Genomic DNA, 14,267 nt, shown 5'->3' with positions numbered 1-14,267 from the left:
CTTAAATTAGTTTGAGTTTGACCAGTCATCAAGCTTGGTGCCTTTTAAAGCGGCATCAATATGTTGATTCATGCGAGCAGCAGCAAATGCATCACTGTGTATTTTAAGCTGCTCAACCGAATCTTCAATAGCTTTGATATCTGATGTTTCAATTTGAGTTTCTAAATGTGTTTTTGCACGAGTTAATTGGTTAAGTTGATCTTGACCTAAAAGGTGAGCATCAACTTTTAAAGCTTGTTCTAATGCTTCAAGTTCGCGTTTAGCTTCAACTTTAGTTTCTTGTAAGTGACGAAGATTTTTATCTTCTTCTGCATATTTGAAACCGTCTACTAGCAAACGCTCCATATCTGTATCAGATAAACCATAAGATGGCTTGATATCAATTTGAGCTTGAACACCTGAGGTTGTTTCTTTGGCAGAAACGCTTAACAAGCCATCAGCATCTACTTGGAATGTTACTTCAATTCGTGCTTGACCAGCAGTCATTGGAGGAATACCACGAAGTACGAAACGACCTAAGCTACGGCAGTGTTCAACTAAATCACGTTCACCTTGAACAACATGAATCAACATGGCTGTTTGACCATCTTGATATGTTGTAAATTCTTGACGACGTGCAACGGGAATGGCGGTGTTGCGTGAAATTAAGCGCTCAACTAGCCCACCCATGGTTTCTAAACCAAGTGACAGTGGGGTTACATCTAAAAGTAGCGAACCATCTGTAGAGTTACCAATAAGTTGGTTTGCGGTGATAGATGCTCCAATTGCAACAACTTCATCGGGGTTGATTGTGCAAAGAGGTTCTTGATTGAAAACTTCGCGTACTGCTTTTTGAACAGCATAAGAGCGAGTAGAGCCACCCACCAACACCACACGTTGAATATCTTCTAAATCAAGTTTTGCATCGCGCATTACACGTTTACAAACACTGATAGTTTTATCTAACGCAATTTTGATAATTTCTTCAAATGTTGGGCGATCAAGAGTTAAAGCTTGATTAACAAGTTCTAGTTTTACAATTTCTTGATGAGTTAATGCTTCTTTTGCTTGGCGTGCAGCAACTATTGCATGTGCATATTCAGTGTCATCTAAGGTATCGATACTAAGCTGTTTTTTTGCCCATTTGACAATAAGACGATCTAAGTCATCACCGCCTAGTGCTGTATGCCCACCTGTTGCTAACACTTCAAAGACGCCTTGCGAGAAGCGTAGAATTGAAACGTCAAATGTACCGCCTCCTAAATCATAAATCACATAGTTTTGATCATGCTCTAGATTTGCTTCTTGGTCTAAGCCATAAGCTACCGCAGCGGCAGTAGGCTCATTTAATAAGCGTAAAACATTTAAACCTGCAAGCTGTGCAGCATCGCGAGTTGCTTGACGTTGAGCTTCATCAAAGTAAGCAGGAACTGTAATAACAGCGCCATTAATCGGGTTTTTTAAGCTAGATTCAGCACGGTCTTTCAACTGTTTTAAAATTTCAGCAGAAATTTCTACAGGTGTTTTATGGCCTTGTGCTGTTTCAAATGCTGGCATTTGATTGTCTTCACCCAAAAGAGTGTATGGGTGTTGAAATTTAATGTCGGCTTTTGATCGACCCATAAAACGCTTTACAGATGTAATTGTATTTTTAGGATCTGTTGTTAAGAATGGTTTTGCATCATCGCCAAATTGCGTTGTTTGATCAGCATAATGTACGACAGAGGGAAGTAACACGCGACCTTGTTCATCATTGAGCACTTTGGCTTTACCTGAAAGAACTGTTGCGACCAATGAGTGTGTTGTACCTAAATCGATACCAATTGCAATTTTGTGTTCATGCGGTGCACTTGATTGACCTGGTTCTGCAATTTGCAAGAGAGCCATTGTGTTACATCCTTTGCACGTTAAAAAGTAAAAAAATAAATAATGCTTGAATTGTTTAAGCTAAATAGCTTTAAAACTTAAAATTCATCATCTAAGTCGAAGTTGTCATCATCTAAGAAACGATCTTCAGCTTTGTTAATATCTGCCAAAACTTTTTGGAAAAAGCGTAGTTTACGAACAGTATCGCGTGCTTCAGCCCAATCTTCATCATCGTAATCAATTTTAAACTCACGAACCAAGCCATCTATCCACTGCTGAACTTCTTTTTTAAGAGATTGCAGATCATCGGCAGAGTGGGCTTCATCAAGTTGTTCACGGATTTCTAAAGCAGATTGAAGAAATTCGAAATCACCAATAGATTGATCTAAATGGTAATCTTGCTTTTTTAAGCTTAACAAATATGCCGCGCGGCTATCTACATTTGATAATGCTTTATAAGCTTGGTTGATTTCACTCGATTTAATCAGTGCTTGGTCTTTATCTTCGGCTTTGTCTGGATGATATTGCTGCTGAAGCTTTAAAAATTCAGCTTTTAACGTCGCTAAATTAATATCAAGAACAACGGGAAGATTGAACAACTCAAAATGATTCATGGGAAATTGTGTCCACGATAAATTTGCAAATCATATAGATTAAATACGATTAAAACAGTGTTGGACACTGTTTTAATACGTGAAAAGGCTAATGAAAATTAAACTGTGAACGATTCGCCACAGCCACATTCGCCTTTTTTATTTGGGTTATTGAATTCGAAACCTTCATTTAAGCCATTTTTAACATAGTCCATCTCCATACCATCAAGATAAACCAAGCTTTTCGGGTCAACGAAAACATTTACACCATGCTGAACAAACATTTGGTCATGAGTATCGACTTCATCAACAAATTCGAGTACATAAGCCAAACCTGAACAGCCAGAAGTTTTCACACCAACACGAATGCCTTCACCTTTACCACGATTTTTCAGGTAATTGCTGATGTGAGCAGCCGCATTTTCAGTTAAATTGATCATGAAAACTCCGTGATACTTTGTTCAATACGCAAAACGATTAAGCTTTTGCTTTTTTGCTACGGTAGTCTTCTACAGCAGCTTTAATTGCATCTTCAGCTAAAACAGAGCAGTGTACTTTCACTGGTGGTAAAGCAAGTTCAGTTGCGATATCAATATTCTTAATTTCTTGAGCTTGATCTAGTGTTTTGCCTTTTAGCCACTCTGTTACAAGTGAGCTAGAAGCAATAGCAGAACCACAACCATAAGTTTTGAAGCGTGCTTCTTCAATTACACCGTTGTCATCAACTTGGATTTGTAAGCGCATTACGTCACCACAAGCTGGTGCACCAACCATACCAGTACCAACATTTTCAGCGTTTTTGTCTAAAACACCAACATTACGAGGGTTTTCGTAATGATCAATTACTTTTTCGCTATAAGCCATGACGCGTCTCCAAAACTCGGGGTCAGCCAAATATTTAATGGGGATGAATTTAAGTTAATCAACAAGATAGTTTGATTTCAAACTATCTTGTTTGGGGATGAATTAATGTTCAGCCCATTCAACAGTTGAAAGATCGATACCGTCTTTGTACATATCCCAAAGAGGTGAAAGATCACGTAATTTTTGAACAGCAGTTTTAGTCACTTCAAGAACATGGTCAATATCTGCTTCAGTTGTGTATTTACCAAAGCTGAAACGAATTGAGCTATGAGCTAGTTCGTCTGAAAGACCTAGTGCACGAAGGACATAAGATGGTTCTAATGTTGCAGATGTACATGCAGAACCTGAAGATACTGCAGCATCTTTTAGTGCCATCATTAAAGACTCACCTTCAACAAAGTTGAAGCTTACATTTAAGTAGTTCGCAACGCTTTGAGTCGGGTGACCATTTAAGAAGACTTGTTCTAAACCTTGTAAACCATTCCAAAGTTTGTCACGCAGAATACGAATACGTGCTTGTTCAGATGCTAGATTTTTACCAGCTAATTCAAAAGCTTCACCCATACCAACAATTTGGTGAGTCGCTAAAGTACCTGAACGCATACCACGTTCATGACCACCGCCATGCATTTGAGCTTTTAGACGTACACGCGGTTGACGACGTACATAAAGAGCACCAATGCCTTTAGGGCCATAAATTTTGTGAGCAGAGAAGCTCATTAAATCTACTTTCATTGTAGAAAGATCGATTTCGATTTTACCAGCAGCTTGAGCAGCATCTACGTGGAAGAAGATTTTCTTAGCACGAGTGATTTCACCAATTGCAGCAACGTCAGTTACCGTACCAATTTCGTTGTTTACCATCATAAGAGAAACAAGAATTGTATCTGGACGAATTGCAGCTTCAACCATTTCAGGTGTGATTAAACCTGTTTTAGGCTGTGGTTCGATATAAGTGATTTCGAAGCCTTCTGCTTCTAATTCACGACAAGTATCTAAAATTGCTTTATGTTCAATTTTGCTTGTAATGATATGTTTGCCTTTAGATGCATAGAATTGAGCAACACCTTTAAGAGCAAGGTTATCAGATTCTGTAGCACCAGAAGTCCATACGATTTCGCGAGGATCTGCTTTAATTAAGTTAGCAACTTGTTCGCGTGCATATTCAACTTTTTCTTCTGCCTGCCAGCCATAAGCATGTGAACGAGAAGCTGCGTTACCAAAAGTACCATCAAAAGTTAAACACTCAACCATGCGTTCCGCAACTTGAGGGTCAACAGGAGTTGTTGCTGCGTAATCTAGATAAATTGGACGTTTCATGTCAAATACCTGTAACCGATAATAAGTCTGAATCAAAAGAAGCTGAATTTTGGCGAATTGCAACGGTTTGAACGTTGTCTCTAGCTACAAGATCAGCAAGTGTGATTTTTTCTAGATAATCGGCAATGTGATGGGAGAGCTCTTGCCATAAATCATGTGTTAAGCACATTGCGCCATTTTGGCAGTTACCTTTATGGTCGCAACGAGTTGCATCAACAGCTTCATTTACAGCTTCAATAATGGCTAACACAGTAATATCTTCAGCACTACGCGCAAGGTGATAACCACCATTTGCACCGCGAATACTTGAAACTAAGCCGTGACGTTTTAATTTAGCGAACAGTTGTTCAAGGTAAGCCACAGAAATAGATTGTCGAGATGCAATTTCAGCAAGAGTGATCGTTTGTTCAGTTGGCTGCAAAGCTAAATCAAGAAGAGCAGTCACTGCGTAGCGACCGCGAGTGGTTAAGCGCATGATTCGATACACATGGTTAGACTAGATGGTTCAATTCTATGAATCCTGACTAAAATAGTCAAGTATTTTTAAGGTGAGAAAGTGTTACGAGAGAGCATGCTATTTTACTAATTTTTATGCGAACATATTATATACTAATAAAGTTAATAAAAGCGCAATAATTGTAATAAATAGTATGTTTAATCGCTTTTGATTTCGCTGTATGCGATGAATTCGATTTTTATACTGCTTTATTTTGACATGTTGCTCATTAATTTTGGTGCGTTGATGTTCAATTTTTTCTAAAAGTGGTGCAATTCTCTTTTTAGATGTCTCAATATTTTGTTCATCAACAGGCTCTTTGAGCCATTGTTTCCAATCAGATAAAATTTTGGGTACATTAAATAGTAGTAATAAATCCTTAAATTCATCTTTAAGTGTGATGTCACCATCTATACGCATAGCCTTAATGCTACGCTTATTGCCTAATAAAAAGATTTTAATTAAGTCTATTAAAGATGTACGGACATCTAAGTCCACTGCTTGTGCAGGTGCTTTTAGATCTAAAAGAATACCGTGTTCATTAAATTGAACGTAAATATCAAAAAAAGGAATGTAGCTGTTAACTTTAATAGAAATTTGATTTTCTACAAATTTTTTTGCTTGTAATGCAATAACACGATCATGTTTGAGGACTAGTGTAAATATAGTTTCCAAAATAATGAGAACTGTATTCAGCAACAAATGTGTTTCATTTTGTCTTTGTTGCGATTCGTTCATGAAAATTATTCCCTCTAAAACAAGTATGTCCTTTTAAATAGTAAGAACATTAAATATGTAGAATGTTGCTTTGTAGAACAGTTTTGATAAAGGATCAAGTACTAATTTTGTTATTATGGGATAAATATTAAATCTTATACATTTACAGGGTATAAAATAATTCAGTGAGTTTTCGAATGAAATCAATAAAAAATGATTCAGAGGATATTTCTCAAAATACTCAAATTGAAAATGAAAAGACCATAAACAAAAGGGCTTCAAAGAAATTGAAGTTGGACTTTAGAAAATATACGAAGCAAATATGGTTAGCTGGATTAGGTGCATTCTCTCGTGCCGAAGAAGAAGGAAATAAGTTATTTGACTCATTAGTGCAGTTTGGGGAAGAACTGGAGTTAAAAACATCTGAAAGTGCTGGAAATACAGCTGAAGATACTTCTTTGAAGGCGAAAGAGTCTGTTTTTGAAACGAAGGATAAGTTTGAAAGATTGCTAGATCAGAGTATTCATCATTCTTTAAATAAAATTGGTCTAGTTTCGATAAAAGATCTTCACCATTTAGAGAAAATCGTATTAGAATTGAGCAACAAAGTGGATTCTTTGTTAGAAGAAAATAAGGAAATAAAAAGACTCATCACGGAAAAATGAAATAGAAATAACTGTTTCACGCTTTTTAGGCGTTTTTTTACAACTTATTTTGCATAAAACGGTATATGAAGTATTGCTTTTACACTTAAACCATTGCTATAAAGGCATTACGGTAATTCAAATTAAACTTTTGTACCTTAAATAAACGAATTAAGAGGACTTAATCTTCATGAATAAATCAGAATTAATTGATGCGATTGCAGAAAAAGGGGGATTGTCTAAGACTGATGCAGGTAAAGCCTTAGACGCGACAATTGCTTCAATTTCAGAAGCTCTAAAAAAGGGTGACACTGTTACTCTAGTTGGTTTTGGTACTTTCGCTGTGAAAGAACGTGCTGCACGCACAGGCCGTAACCCACAAACTGGTGCTACTTTGCAAATTAAAGCAAGTAAAGTTCCAAGCTTTAAAGCTGGTAAAGGTTTAAAAGATTCTGTTGCATAATCTTTTTTAAATCAAAAAAAGCGCGCTACGGCGCGTTTTTTTATAATTCACGATCAATTACTAGATGTACAGATTCATTCGAGATCGTTTTTCGGTTAAAATCGCGCATAAATAAAATTTGGAATACTTATGGAATCGTTTCGTAAAGTCATTAAAGGATGGTTGGGCAAAGTATTGCTCGTTTTGTTCTTGACGCCTTTAGCGCTTGTGGGTATTGAAGGGTATTTTAGTGGCGGTAATTCTAAAGACTCTGTTCAATCGATAAATGGTCAAGATATTTCACAAAAAGAATTAGACGCACTGACGAAATCGTTTCAGCAGCAGTATCTTCAATATACGAATGGAGATGAAACACTTCTGAACCAACCTTTTATTAAAAATAAAGCGTTAGATATGCTTGTTGCACGCACGTTATTGTTACAACAAGCTGAAAAATTGGGTATTTCATTGAGTGATGCTCAAATTGAGCAAATGATTGCACAACAGCCAAGTTTTCAAAAAGATGGTAAGTTTTCAGAAGAGTTATTTGCAAATTATTTAAGTTCGCAAGGTTTTCCAAATACCCAGTCTTTTATTATGAATATTAGACAAGATCATGCTTTGAAAAACTTGACAGCTGCAATCTCTGATTATGCTTTAGTGAGTAAAGTGGATCTGAAGCAAATTGTAGATTTACAAACTGAAAAGCGTACTTTGCATTTAGCAAGTATTAAACTGGATGATTACAAGAAAAATATCACTGTAACACCTCAAGAAATTCAAGATTATTACAACAAACATACTCAACAATTTAAACAAGTTGCGAGTGTAGATGCAGATTACATTCTTGTTACACCTGCAATGTTTGATGCTAACGATGTAGTCATTACCGATGCTGACTTACAGCAAGCGTATGAAAAATTTGCTGAAGCTGAAAAAGCGAAAGTTGAACCTGTAGTTAAACATGTTTTAGTTGCTACAGATGGTAAAACAGATGCCGAAGCGAAAAAATTGATTGATGCTGCTTATGCAGAATTAAACAGTGGTACGACTTTTGCGGCTGTGGCTCAGAAGTATTCTGATGATACAACTTCGAAAAACAGCGGTGGTCAATTGGCTGCTTATGATAAAGGCTTATTTGGTGATGAGTTTGATAAAGCTGTTGCATCATTAAAAGTAGGTGAAATTTCTAAGCCAGTAAAAACACAGTTTGGTTATGAAATTATTCAAACTTTATCACCAAGTGTGACGGTTCCTAGCTTTGAAAGTCAAAAAGAGCGTTTAACGGCTGAAGCTAAAAAAGCAAAAACTGAAAATGCATTTGCTGATGCAGTGAATAGTTTAAATGAAATGGTGGTAGGTAGTGACTCTTTGGATGTTGTGGCACAAGAAGTTAAAGCTGCAAAAACAGAGTCTGTTAACAATTTCACTTTAGGTTCACAACATGCTGTATTAAGTGACCACAGTGTTAAGTCTAAATTATTTAATGATGACGTGAAAAATGGCGATCGTAATGCTACGAGTAGCATTCAACTTGCCAATGGTGATGTTGCTTGGGTGAAAGTTCGTCACTATCAGGATGCAGGCGTACAAAGCTTAAAAGATGCGACACCTCGTGTGAAAGCGAAATTAATTGAGCAAAAAGCGTATGCTGCTGCAAAAGTTAAAATTCAAAAAGCATTAAATGATTTTAAAACTAAACCTGCAGCAACAGCTGTTGCTGAAAGTGGACTTAAGTTTGAAAATGCGGGTACATTTACACGTGCTGATGGTTTGTTGAAGCGTCCAATTGAGCGTGCTGCTTTTAGTGTAATGCCACCGAAAGAAGGTATGTGGTCTGTAACTACGGCAGAATTACCTGATGAAATGGTGGTGGTTGCTGTGTCTAATGTTGTAGATCCAGCGGCAGATTTATTACCAGCAGAACAAGTTCAAGAAGTGTCTAAGCTGTATCAACAGCTTCGTGCTCAACAAGAGCTAGATGCTTATACTGCTTATTTAAAGTCTCAAGCTAAAATCAAGTAATTGATATAGTGTAAAGCAATAAAAAAAACTCGGATTTAGATCCGAGTTTTTTTATGAAAAAATTAGAATAATTGAATTGGGATATCTAAAAAAATTCGCCATTCATTGGTATTTGGCATATAGCTATTACGGTAAGCCTCATCTGCTCGATAAATATAATTACGAGCACGTAAGCTTACGTCTTTTGCAAAACCAGATTGAACAGTATATTTGATTTGATTAAAAAACTCTGTTTCTTTGGCATTGTCTGTAATTAATTGGCTTCGATCTGCATTTGCTACATTGATGTCCCAGCCATAAACATAAGCGGTTGTCCATGATAAACCTGGAATGTTTAACGCAGCAAAGTCGAAGCTGTATTGAATATTTACAGATTTTTCACCAGCACCTGCAAAGTCCGATAAATATGAGTTTGGTAATGCAATACTTGCACCACCATCAGCATTGTTATTGTAGTCATAACCTGTGTTGCCCGTATTTTGCTGATATGCGAGCATAAGGGCATGAGGACCTTTGGTATAGGTTGTAGATAGTGCCCAAATCGAGTTAAAACGATTGTTTTTATCACTGGTGGTTTCAGAATATGTATTTCCCTCAGCATCCCATTTGGTGTGATAAGCATTAAAATCGTAAGTTAAAGCGCTGTCTTGGGTTAGTAGCTGTTTAAAGTTGGTATTTACATAGTGTCGTTTCAGACGGTCTTTAATATCTAAGCCATAATAAGATGTGCTTAGTTGATCATTAAATTTGTATTTAGCCCCCCAAGTGACAGCTTTGCCAAGATTATTTGCATCTGAGCTCGTTTGACCTGAACGTACGTTTTTAGTGTATTTCCCTGCGGTTAATTCTAAGTTTTCTATTTCATGACTTGTAATAGAAACACCTTCATAATATTCCGGTGCAATACGTCCCATATTACTTGCAAAAACAGGTGAATTAACAATTTGTGTGCCATAGACAAGCGTAGTGTTTGACATGCGTGCTTTGACATATCCACCACCTCGAAGCCAATGGTCTTTTGGTGTTACATGTCCAAATTGATTTGTTGCACCATTATTCTCAGCGGGAATCATATCTGTTCCAGCATGGCTATTATCACCAATTTTAAAACCAGCATCAGTTAAGACCCCCAGACCAAAACCAACCGTTCCTTGGGTAAAGCCTGAATCTAAGTTAAAAATGGCACCTTGTCCTGCCGAGTTTTGATCCATTTTTCCATTTTTTTTATCACGGGTATTTAACCTAGTTCGAAAAAGTACGGAACCCTTTGTATCTTCTAAAAAGCCTTTTGTTTCACTTTGTTCGCTTGCATAGGTATTTGAGATAAGTAGGGTAGGAATAATGGTTGCAAAAAGAATTTTTGTTGACTTTTGCATTTAAAGAACCTTTTATAAAGCGAAGACACGTTTAAATGTCTTCAAAGCAACATCCTGTTGCTTTGGAATAGTTAGTATTTAATTTATCGACTATGAAAGTAGATAGAATATTTAATACCCGTTTCGATTTTCTTAAGATATGTAGCTTTGATGGGTGTTTCGTATCATTTTTTTGATTTTTATAATGTAATTGTAGCGAGGGTTTAGGGACTATTAGCCTATGAAGCTAGCAGATTGTAAGCAAAGTTTTAAATATATAAATATTTATTATGATATAAATTACTTACTCTAATGAATTATTTTTTCATTTTGTAAAAATATAAGATGTTGTTTTCTGTAGTGAATAGCATGAAAATCTACATTATTGAGTGTAGTGTTTGTGTAAGCAAATTTTATTAAAATAGAGTCGGGTTATAGGGATATTCGGAAACTTCTGATTTAAAAAATTTAAGCGGATGTAGCTAAAGGGCTACATCCGCTTAAATATAAAAATATTTTATTCAGATCTAACTTTTAATTCATAGCCTGTATATTTTCGAATGTTAATAACACCTGTATCTAAAATTAGATATTGCCCCTTAATACCCTGAAGTTTTCCTCGAATAATTGGAGTTTTATCTAAATTATGCGATTTAATTTTTTCAGGATAATAATCTATAGGGTAAACAAATTCTCGAGGTAGCTCATCTTCTAGAATCTCAACATTTTCATTGAAATCTAAACTCATACTAAACTCATCACGAATCATTTCAATTTGTGGTTCAAACTCAATTAAAAGCTCATCTCTGAGCTGAATGAGATCTAGTGGTTCTGCTTCACCTTTAAGAAGCTTACGCCAATCTGTTTTATCTGCAACTTGAGTACCAAACATAATTTCTAGTTGGCCTGAAAGGCGACGTGAGCCTACTTTCATAATAGGAAGGGCTTGGGTTGCACCTTGATCTAACCAACGGGTAGGCATTTGCCCTAAGCGCGTGATACCAATTTTTAAGGCGCTTGAGTTGGCTAAATATACGATATGTGGTTGAAAGCAGACCTCTTGGGCAAAGCTTTCTTCACGACATGTACCTAAGTGGTAGTGGCAAGTTTCAGGCTTCATAATACACATATCACAAGATGCTTTAGTTTTAAAACATTTAAAACAGTGACCTTGTGAAAAAGACTTCGATGTTTTGCTACCACAAGAAATACAGTAGATGTTTCCCGTTGTTTCAATTTCAAGTTCTTGACCTAAACTAAATGGAAGGTCAAATTCTGTTCGATCTAAAATAAATTTATATTCAACATTTGCTTTGTGAGTCTGATGATCAGTTAAACTAACATCCTTGAGGCCAGCGTGCATTTTGTGGCAAATGCCTTGTAATTCCATGAAGATACTCACTTTAATAACAGGAAGCAGCTATGGCTGAACTTAACGTCATCACTTCAATGCTAGACGATTTATCTAAAGAACAGCCAATTCACACTGCAATTTGTATTGGTCAAAATCTAGAGCAATACAGTTTTCATCAATCAATTCAATGGTCGTATTTTAACGTATCTGATTTTTTAAATCTGCCATTTACACAACGTTATGATCTTGCATTTGTATTATTTGATACAGATGAAACTTTGCATTTAGATGTACAACAAAAATCTCAACTGCTTGTGAAATTAAGAGATTTGATGGCAAAGAGATTGGTTGTAGTGAGTAAACGACAAGACGAATCACTTCTAAGAGCTTTAGGCTTAACTCAGCTGATTGATCAAAATATACATGATCGTGATTTTGCATTATGGCAATTTAATATTTTAACTTATAAGCATGTACCTGATTGGTTTAACTCTAAATTTTGGGCAAATCCTGAAAATTGGGATAAATTTCGTTGGTGAGTTAGCGATATTAAAAAGTGTGTAAATTTAGCGATGAAGGTAGATGTTTTTTTATTTTTCAGGGTATTCTAGCGATGTACATATTATGGAATAACTAAAAATGACAAACTTAAATAACATTGTAGAAATTTTAGCTAAACAGGCACTTGGCGGTGGTCAGCAACAAAAGCAAGACAGTAGCTTTGGCGGTATTCTGGGTTCTGTGCTAGGTCAATTAGGTGGGCAAAATCAGCAATCTAACACAGGTGGTTTGGGTGGAATTTTAGGTTCTGTTTTAGGTCAGTTTGGTGGGCAATCTCAACAAGGCTCAAACACAGGTGGTGGCACTCAATTGCTTATTGCTGTACTGCCATTGGTACTTGCATGGATTCAGAAGCAAGGTGGTTTACAAGGTGCTTTAGATAGCTTAAAAGGACAGGGTTTAACAAGCCAAGTTGAGGATTGGGTATCTACAGGTGAGGGTGATAACGCAGCGGTAGATCCACAGCATATTCAGAGCCTATTTTCAGATGCTGACATTGAACAAGTGGCACAGCAAGCTCAAGCACCTAAGCAAGATGTATTGAGTGCTATTTCTACGGTATTACCGCAAATTATTGACTCATTAACACCGAAAGGTGAGCAAAGCAGTAATACGGAAGCAAATTCAGATATTGCAAATGTTATGAATCTAGTTTCAGGCTTTTTAAATAAGTAATTTATTTTAGAAATAAAAAAAACACGCAATTGCGTGTTTTTTTATGGGTGTCGTTTGGACTTAGAAGTCGTAACGTAAGCCAAGAGAAAGAGCAGTTGCATCTTTTCCTTTAGCACCATCAACTGCTGTACTACGACCTTCTTTCCAAGGGACAATATTAGATTCTGTATCATTTAAAGTTGTTGATAAGTTGCTATATACGCGTAATGTTTTATCAAGCTTATGCTCTACACCAATTGCAATTAAGCTTGCATTGGCATTACTAGTATCTACATCACGGTAGAAGTATTCACCACGAACTGATGTTTTAGGTGTGATTTTATATTCACCTGATACACCAAAAATTTGAACATCAGGATTAGCTTTATCATCGTCATGTTGAGAGATTTGATACATTGCACCTAAGTTAAATTGTTCTGTGAAGTTGTACGCACCTGCGATACGGAAAGAATCACGACCTTTGCCTGCTTTATTTGATGAGTTTTCTTCATATTTTTCGTATGCAGCAGCTGCATCAATTGCACCAGCCTTATAAGTTAAAGCAAGGTCATAGGCTTTATTTTTATTTTTACTATTGCCATCTGCTTCTTTTTCAATTTGAGTTTTGTCATGCATTGAAATTGCGGCAAGAACATTAAAACCATTGCCAAAACCTGGTGATTTGTACTCAATTGTATTGGCATTTCGCTCATCAAATTTTAAGTTACCTTGACGAGTAACATTACGAACGTCACCTACCATGTCACCAAAATGGTTTATAGGGCTACGTGCAACTTTAAATGGGCTATCGAAACGACCTACACGTACTTGACCATAACTATTGCTTTTTAAACCAACGAATGTATCACGAGTTGCGAAGTCTACGCCTTTAGAGTCATTACCACCGCTAGCGAAGTTAATTTCTTGTTCAATTTGAGCAAAAACATTTAAGTCATCATTTACTTTTTGGTTTACTTTAAAGCCTAAGCGTGAAGAGTTTGAAGATAAGTTTACTTCGTTATAGTCTTTACCATCATCTAAATAATCTAAAGATACATGAGCGCGACCATAAACTTGTACGTCAGCTGCTGCAGCCATAATAGGTGTAAAAATTGTTGCCCCAATTGCTAATGCGCAAAGTGTCTTTTTCATTTGTAACTCCAATACAGATTTTTTGTGAATTGATCTTAAAATTCGTGAGTAGAGGTAGTTTTATGTAACTACATCATTCCTTTGGAGCTCAGTATTGATGACAAATAAGTCAGTAAGATTAAGAATTTATTTCAAAAATATTAAAGATGCAGGAACTACATTTAACTGTGATTCATGTTTTGGAGAGAGTTAATTTATTAGTAATTAAATATTTAGATATAAAAAAAGAGCTCAAAAGAGCTCCT

Annotated in this window: 15 protein-coding genes; 5 read left to right on the top strand and 10 right to left on the bottom strand. The window is 36.2% G+C overall.

Annotated elements, in window-relative coordinates; genetic code table 11:
- Nucleotides 1-6 precede the first annotated feature (6 nt).
- The 7 genes from hscA to AC5YC8_RS08275 all read right to left on the bottom strand — a co-directional run bounded on the left by hscA (nt 7) and on the right by AC5YC8_RS08275 (nt 5,856).
- Nucleotides 7-1,866, bottom strand: a complete 1,860-nt coding sequence (gene hscA, locus AC5YC8_RS08305) for a Fe-S protein assembly chaperone HscA (protein ID WP_496164188.1) — start codon at nt 1,864-1,866, stop codon at nt 7-9.
- 77 nt (nt 1,867-1,943) lie between these two features.
- Complete coding sequence (gene hscB / locus AC5YC8_RS08300) at nt 1,944-2,459, bottom strand: Fe-S protein assembly co-chaperone HscB (protein WP_496118467.1); 516 nt, start codon at nt 2,457-2,459, stop codon at nt 1,944-1,946.
- A gap of 98 nt (nt 2,460-2,557) precedes the next feature.
- A complete protein-coding gene (gene iscA, locus AC5YC8_RS08295; RefSeq protein WP_154772906.1) occupies nt 2,558-2,878 on the bottom strand; it encodes an iron-sulfur cluster assembly protein IscA in 321 nt (106 codons plus the stop codon).
- A 37-nt stretch (nt 2,879-2,915) separates the two neighbouring features.
- On the bottom strand, nt 2,916-3,302 hold the full coding sequence (gene iscU, locus AC5YC8_RS08290; RefSeq protein ID WP_154772905.1) for a Fe-S cluster assembly scaffold IscU: 387 nt from the start codon (nt 3,300-3,302) through the stop codon (nt 2,916-2,918).
- A 102-nt stretch (nt 3,303-3,404) separates the two neighbouring features.
- Complete coding sequence (locus AC5YC8_RS08285) at nt 3,405-4,622, bottom strand: IscS subfamily cysteine desulfurase (RefSeq protein ID WP_496118469.1); 1,218 nt, start codon at nt 4,620-4,622, stop codon at nt 3,405-3,407.
- A 1-nt stretch (nt 4,623) separates the two neighbouring features.
- The gene (locus AC5YC8_RS08280; RefSeq protein WP_496118470.1) at nt 4,624-5,097 is read right to left on the bottom strand and encodes an Rrf2 family transcriptional regulator; all 474 of its coding nucleotides are present in this window, start codon (nt 5,095-5,097) and stop codon (nt 4,624-4,626) included.
- Between the two features lie 114 nt (nt 5,098-5,211).
- A complete protein-coding gene (locus tag AC5YC8_RS08275; protein ID WP_496164187.1) occupies nt 5,212-5,856 on the bottom strand; it encodes a hypothetical protein in 645 nt (214 codons plus the stop codon).
- Nucleotides 5,857-6,032: 176 nt separating this feature from the next.
- On the opposite strand from AC5YC8_RS08275, the gene AC5YC8_RS08270 reads away from it, so the two are divergent.
- From AC5YC8_RS08270 to AC5YC8_RS08260, 3 genes are all read left to right on the top strand, one after another.
- The gene (locus AC5YC8_RS08270; RefSeq protein ID WP_496164186.1) at nt 6,033-6,500 is read left to right on the top strand and encodes a phasin family protein; all 468 of its coding nucleotides are present in this window, start codon (nt 6,033-6,035) and stop codon (nt 6,498-6,500) included.
- 169 nt (nt 6,501-6,669) lie between these two features.
- Nucleotides 6,670-6,942 (top strand): HU family DNA-binding protein, encoded by a 273-nt coding sequence (locus AC5YC8_RS08265; protein ID WP_152873538.1) that lies wholly within the window; start codon nt 6,670-6,672, stop codon nt 6,940-6,942.
- A gap of 129 nt (nt 6,943-7,071) precedes the next feature.
- Complete coding sequence (locus AC5YC8_RS08260; RefSeq protein WP_496164185.1) at nt 7,072-8,946, top strand: SurA N-terminal domain-containing protein; 1,875 nt, start codon at nt 7,072-7,074, stop codon at nt 8,944-8,946.
- A gap of 62 nt (nt 8,947-9,008) precedes the next feature.
- Here AC5YC8_RS08260 and AC5YC8_RS08255 read toward each other — a convergent pair whose 3' ends face one another.
- Nucleotides 9,009-10,322 (bottom strand): OprD family outer membrane porin, encoded by a 1,314-nt coding sequence (locus tag AC5YC8_RS08255; RefSeq protein ID WP_496164184.1) that lies wholly within the window; start codon nt 10,320-10,322, stop codon nt 9,009-9,011.
- Nucleotides 10,323-10,818: 496 nt separating this feature from the next.
- Entirely contained in the window at nt 10,819-11,691 is an 873-nt protein-coding gene (locus tag AC5YC8_RS08250) for a DUF2797 domain-containing protein (protein WP_496164183.1), read from the bottom strand.
- 32 nt (nt 11,692-11,723) lie between these two features.
- Between AC5YC8_RS08250 and AC5YC8_RS08245 the strand changes: the two genes are divergently transcribed.
- Both AC5YC8_RS08245 and AC5YC8_RS08240 read left to right on the top strand, forming a co-directional pair.
- On the top strand, nt 11,724-12,194 hold the full coding sequence (locus AC5YC8_RS08245; RefSeq protein ID WP_496164182.1) for a DUF6231 family protein: 471 nt from the start codon (nt 11,724-11,726) through the stop codon (nt 12,192-12,194).
- 100 nt (nt 12,195-12,294) lie between these two features.
- On the top strand, nt 12,295-12,891 hold the full coding sequence (locus tag AC5YC8_RS08240; protein ID WP_496164181.1) for a YidB family protein: 597 nt from the start codon (nt 12,295-12,297) through the stop codon (nt 12,889-12,891).
- 60 nt (nt 12,892-12,951) lie between these two features.
- On the opposite strand, the gene AC5YC8_RS08235 is transcribed toward AC5YC8_RS08240, so the two are convergent.
- Entirely contained in the window at nt 12,952-14,022 is a 1,071-nt protein-coding gene (locus AC5YC8_RS08235) for a porin (RefSeq protein WP_496164180.1), read from the bottom strand.
- Nucleotides 14,023-14,267: the final 245 nt, after the last annotated feature.

This window comes from Acinetobacter sp. FY731 (assembly GCF_059515905.1).
This window is presented reverse-complemented; position numbering and strand designations above follow the sequence as displayed.

Excerpts from the sequence above, each read along its gene's own strand:
- hscA (WP_496164188.1), bottom strand. The coding sequence starts at position 1,866 with ATGGCTCTCTTGCAAATTGCAGAACCAGGTCAATCAAGTGCACCGCAT.
- AC5YC8_RS08240 (WP_496164181.1), top strand. The coding sequence starts at position 12,295 with ATGACAAACTTAAATAACATTGTAGAAATTTTAGCTAAACAGGCACTT.
- AC5YC8_RS08255 (WP_496164184.1), bottom strand. The coding sequence starts at position 10,322 with ATGCAAAAGTCAACAAAAATTCTTTTTGCAACCATTATTCCTACCCTA.
- AC5YC8_RS08260 (WP_496164185.1), top strand. The coding sequence starts at position 7,072 with ATGGAATCGTTTCGTAAAGTCATTAAAGGATGGTTGGGCAAAGTATTG.
- AC5YC8_RS08235 (WP_496164180.1), bottom strand. The coding sequence starts at position 14,022 with ATGAAAAAGACACTTTGCGCATTAGCAATTGGGGCAACAATTTTTACA.
- AC5YC8_RS08250 (WP_496164183.1), bottom strand. The coding sequence starts at position 11,691 with ATGGAATTACAAGGCATTTGCCACAAAATGCACGCTGGCCTCAAGGAT.
- AC5YC8_RS08265 (WP_152873538.1), top strand. The coding sequence starts at position 6,670 with ATGAATAAATCAGAATTAATTGATGCGATTGCAGAAAAAGGGGGATTG.
- AC5YC8_RS08280 (WP_496118470.1), bottom strand. The coding sequence starts at position 5,097 with ATGCGCTTAACCACTCGCGGTCGCTACGCAGTGACTGCTCTTCTTGAT.
- hscB (WP_496118467.1), bottom strand. The coding sequence starts at position 2,459 with ATGAATCATTTTGAGTTGTTCAATCTTCCCGTTGTTCTTGATATTAAT.
- AC5YC8_RS08285 (WP_496118469.1), bottom strand. The coding sequence starts at position 4,622 with ATGAAACGTCCAATTTATCTAGATTACGCAGCAACAACTCCTGTTGAC.
- AC5YC8_RS08275 (WP_496164187.1), bottom strand. The coding sequence starts at position 5,856 with ATGAACGAATCGCAACAAAGACAAAATGAAACACATTTGTTGCTGAAT.
- iscA (WP_154772906.1), bottom strand. The coding sequence starts at position 2,878 with ATGATCAATTTAACTGAAAATGCGGCTGCTCACATCAGCAATTACCTG.
- iscU (WP_154772905.1), bottom strand. The coding sequence starts at position 3,302 with ATGGCTTATAGCGAAAAAGTAATTGATCATTACGAAAACCCTCGTAAT.
- AC5YC8_RS08270 (WP_496164186.1), top strand. The coding sequence starts at position 6,033 with ATGAAATCAATAAAAAATGATTCAGAGGATATTTCTCAAAATACTCAA.
- AC5YC8_RS08245 (WP_496164182.1), top strand. The coding sequence starts at position 11,724 with ATGGCTGAACTTAACGTCATCACTTCAATGCTAGACGATTTATCTAAA.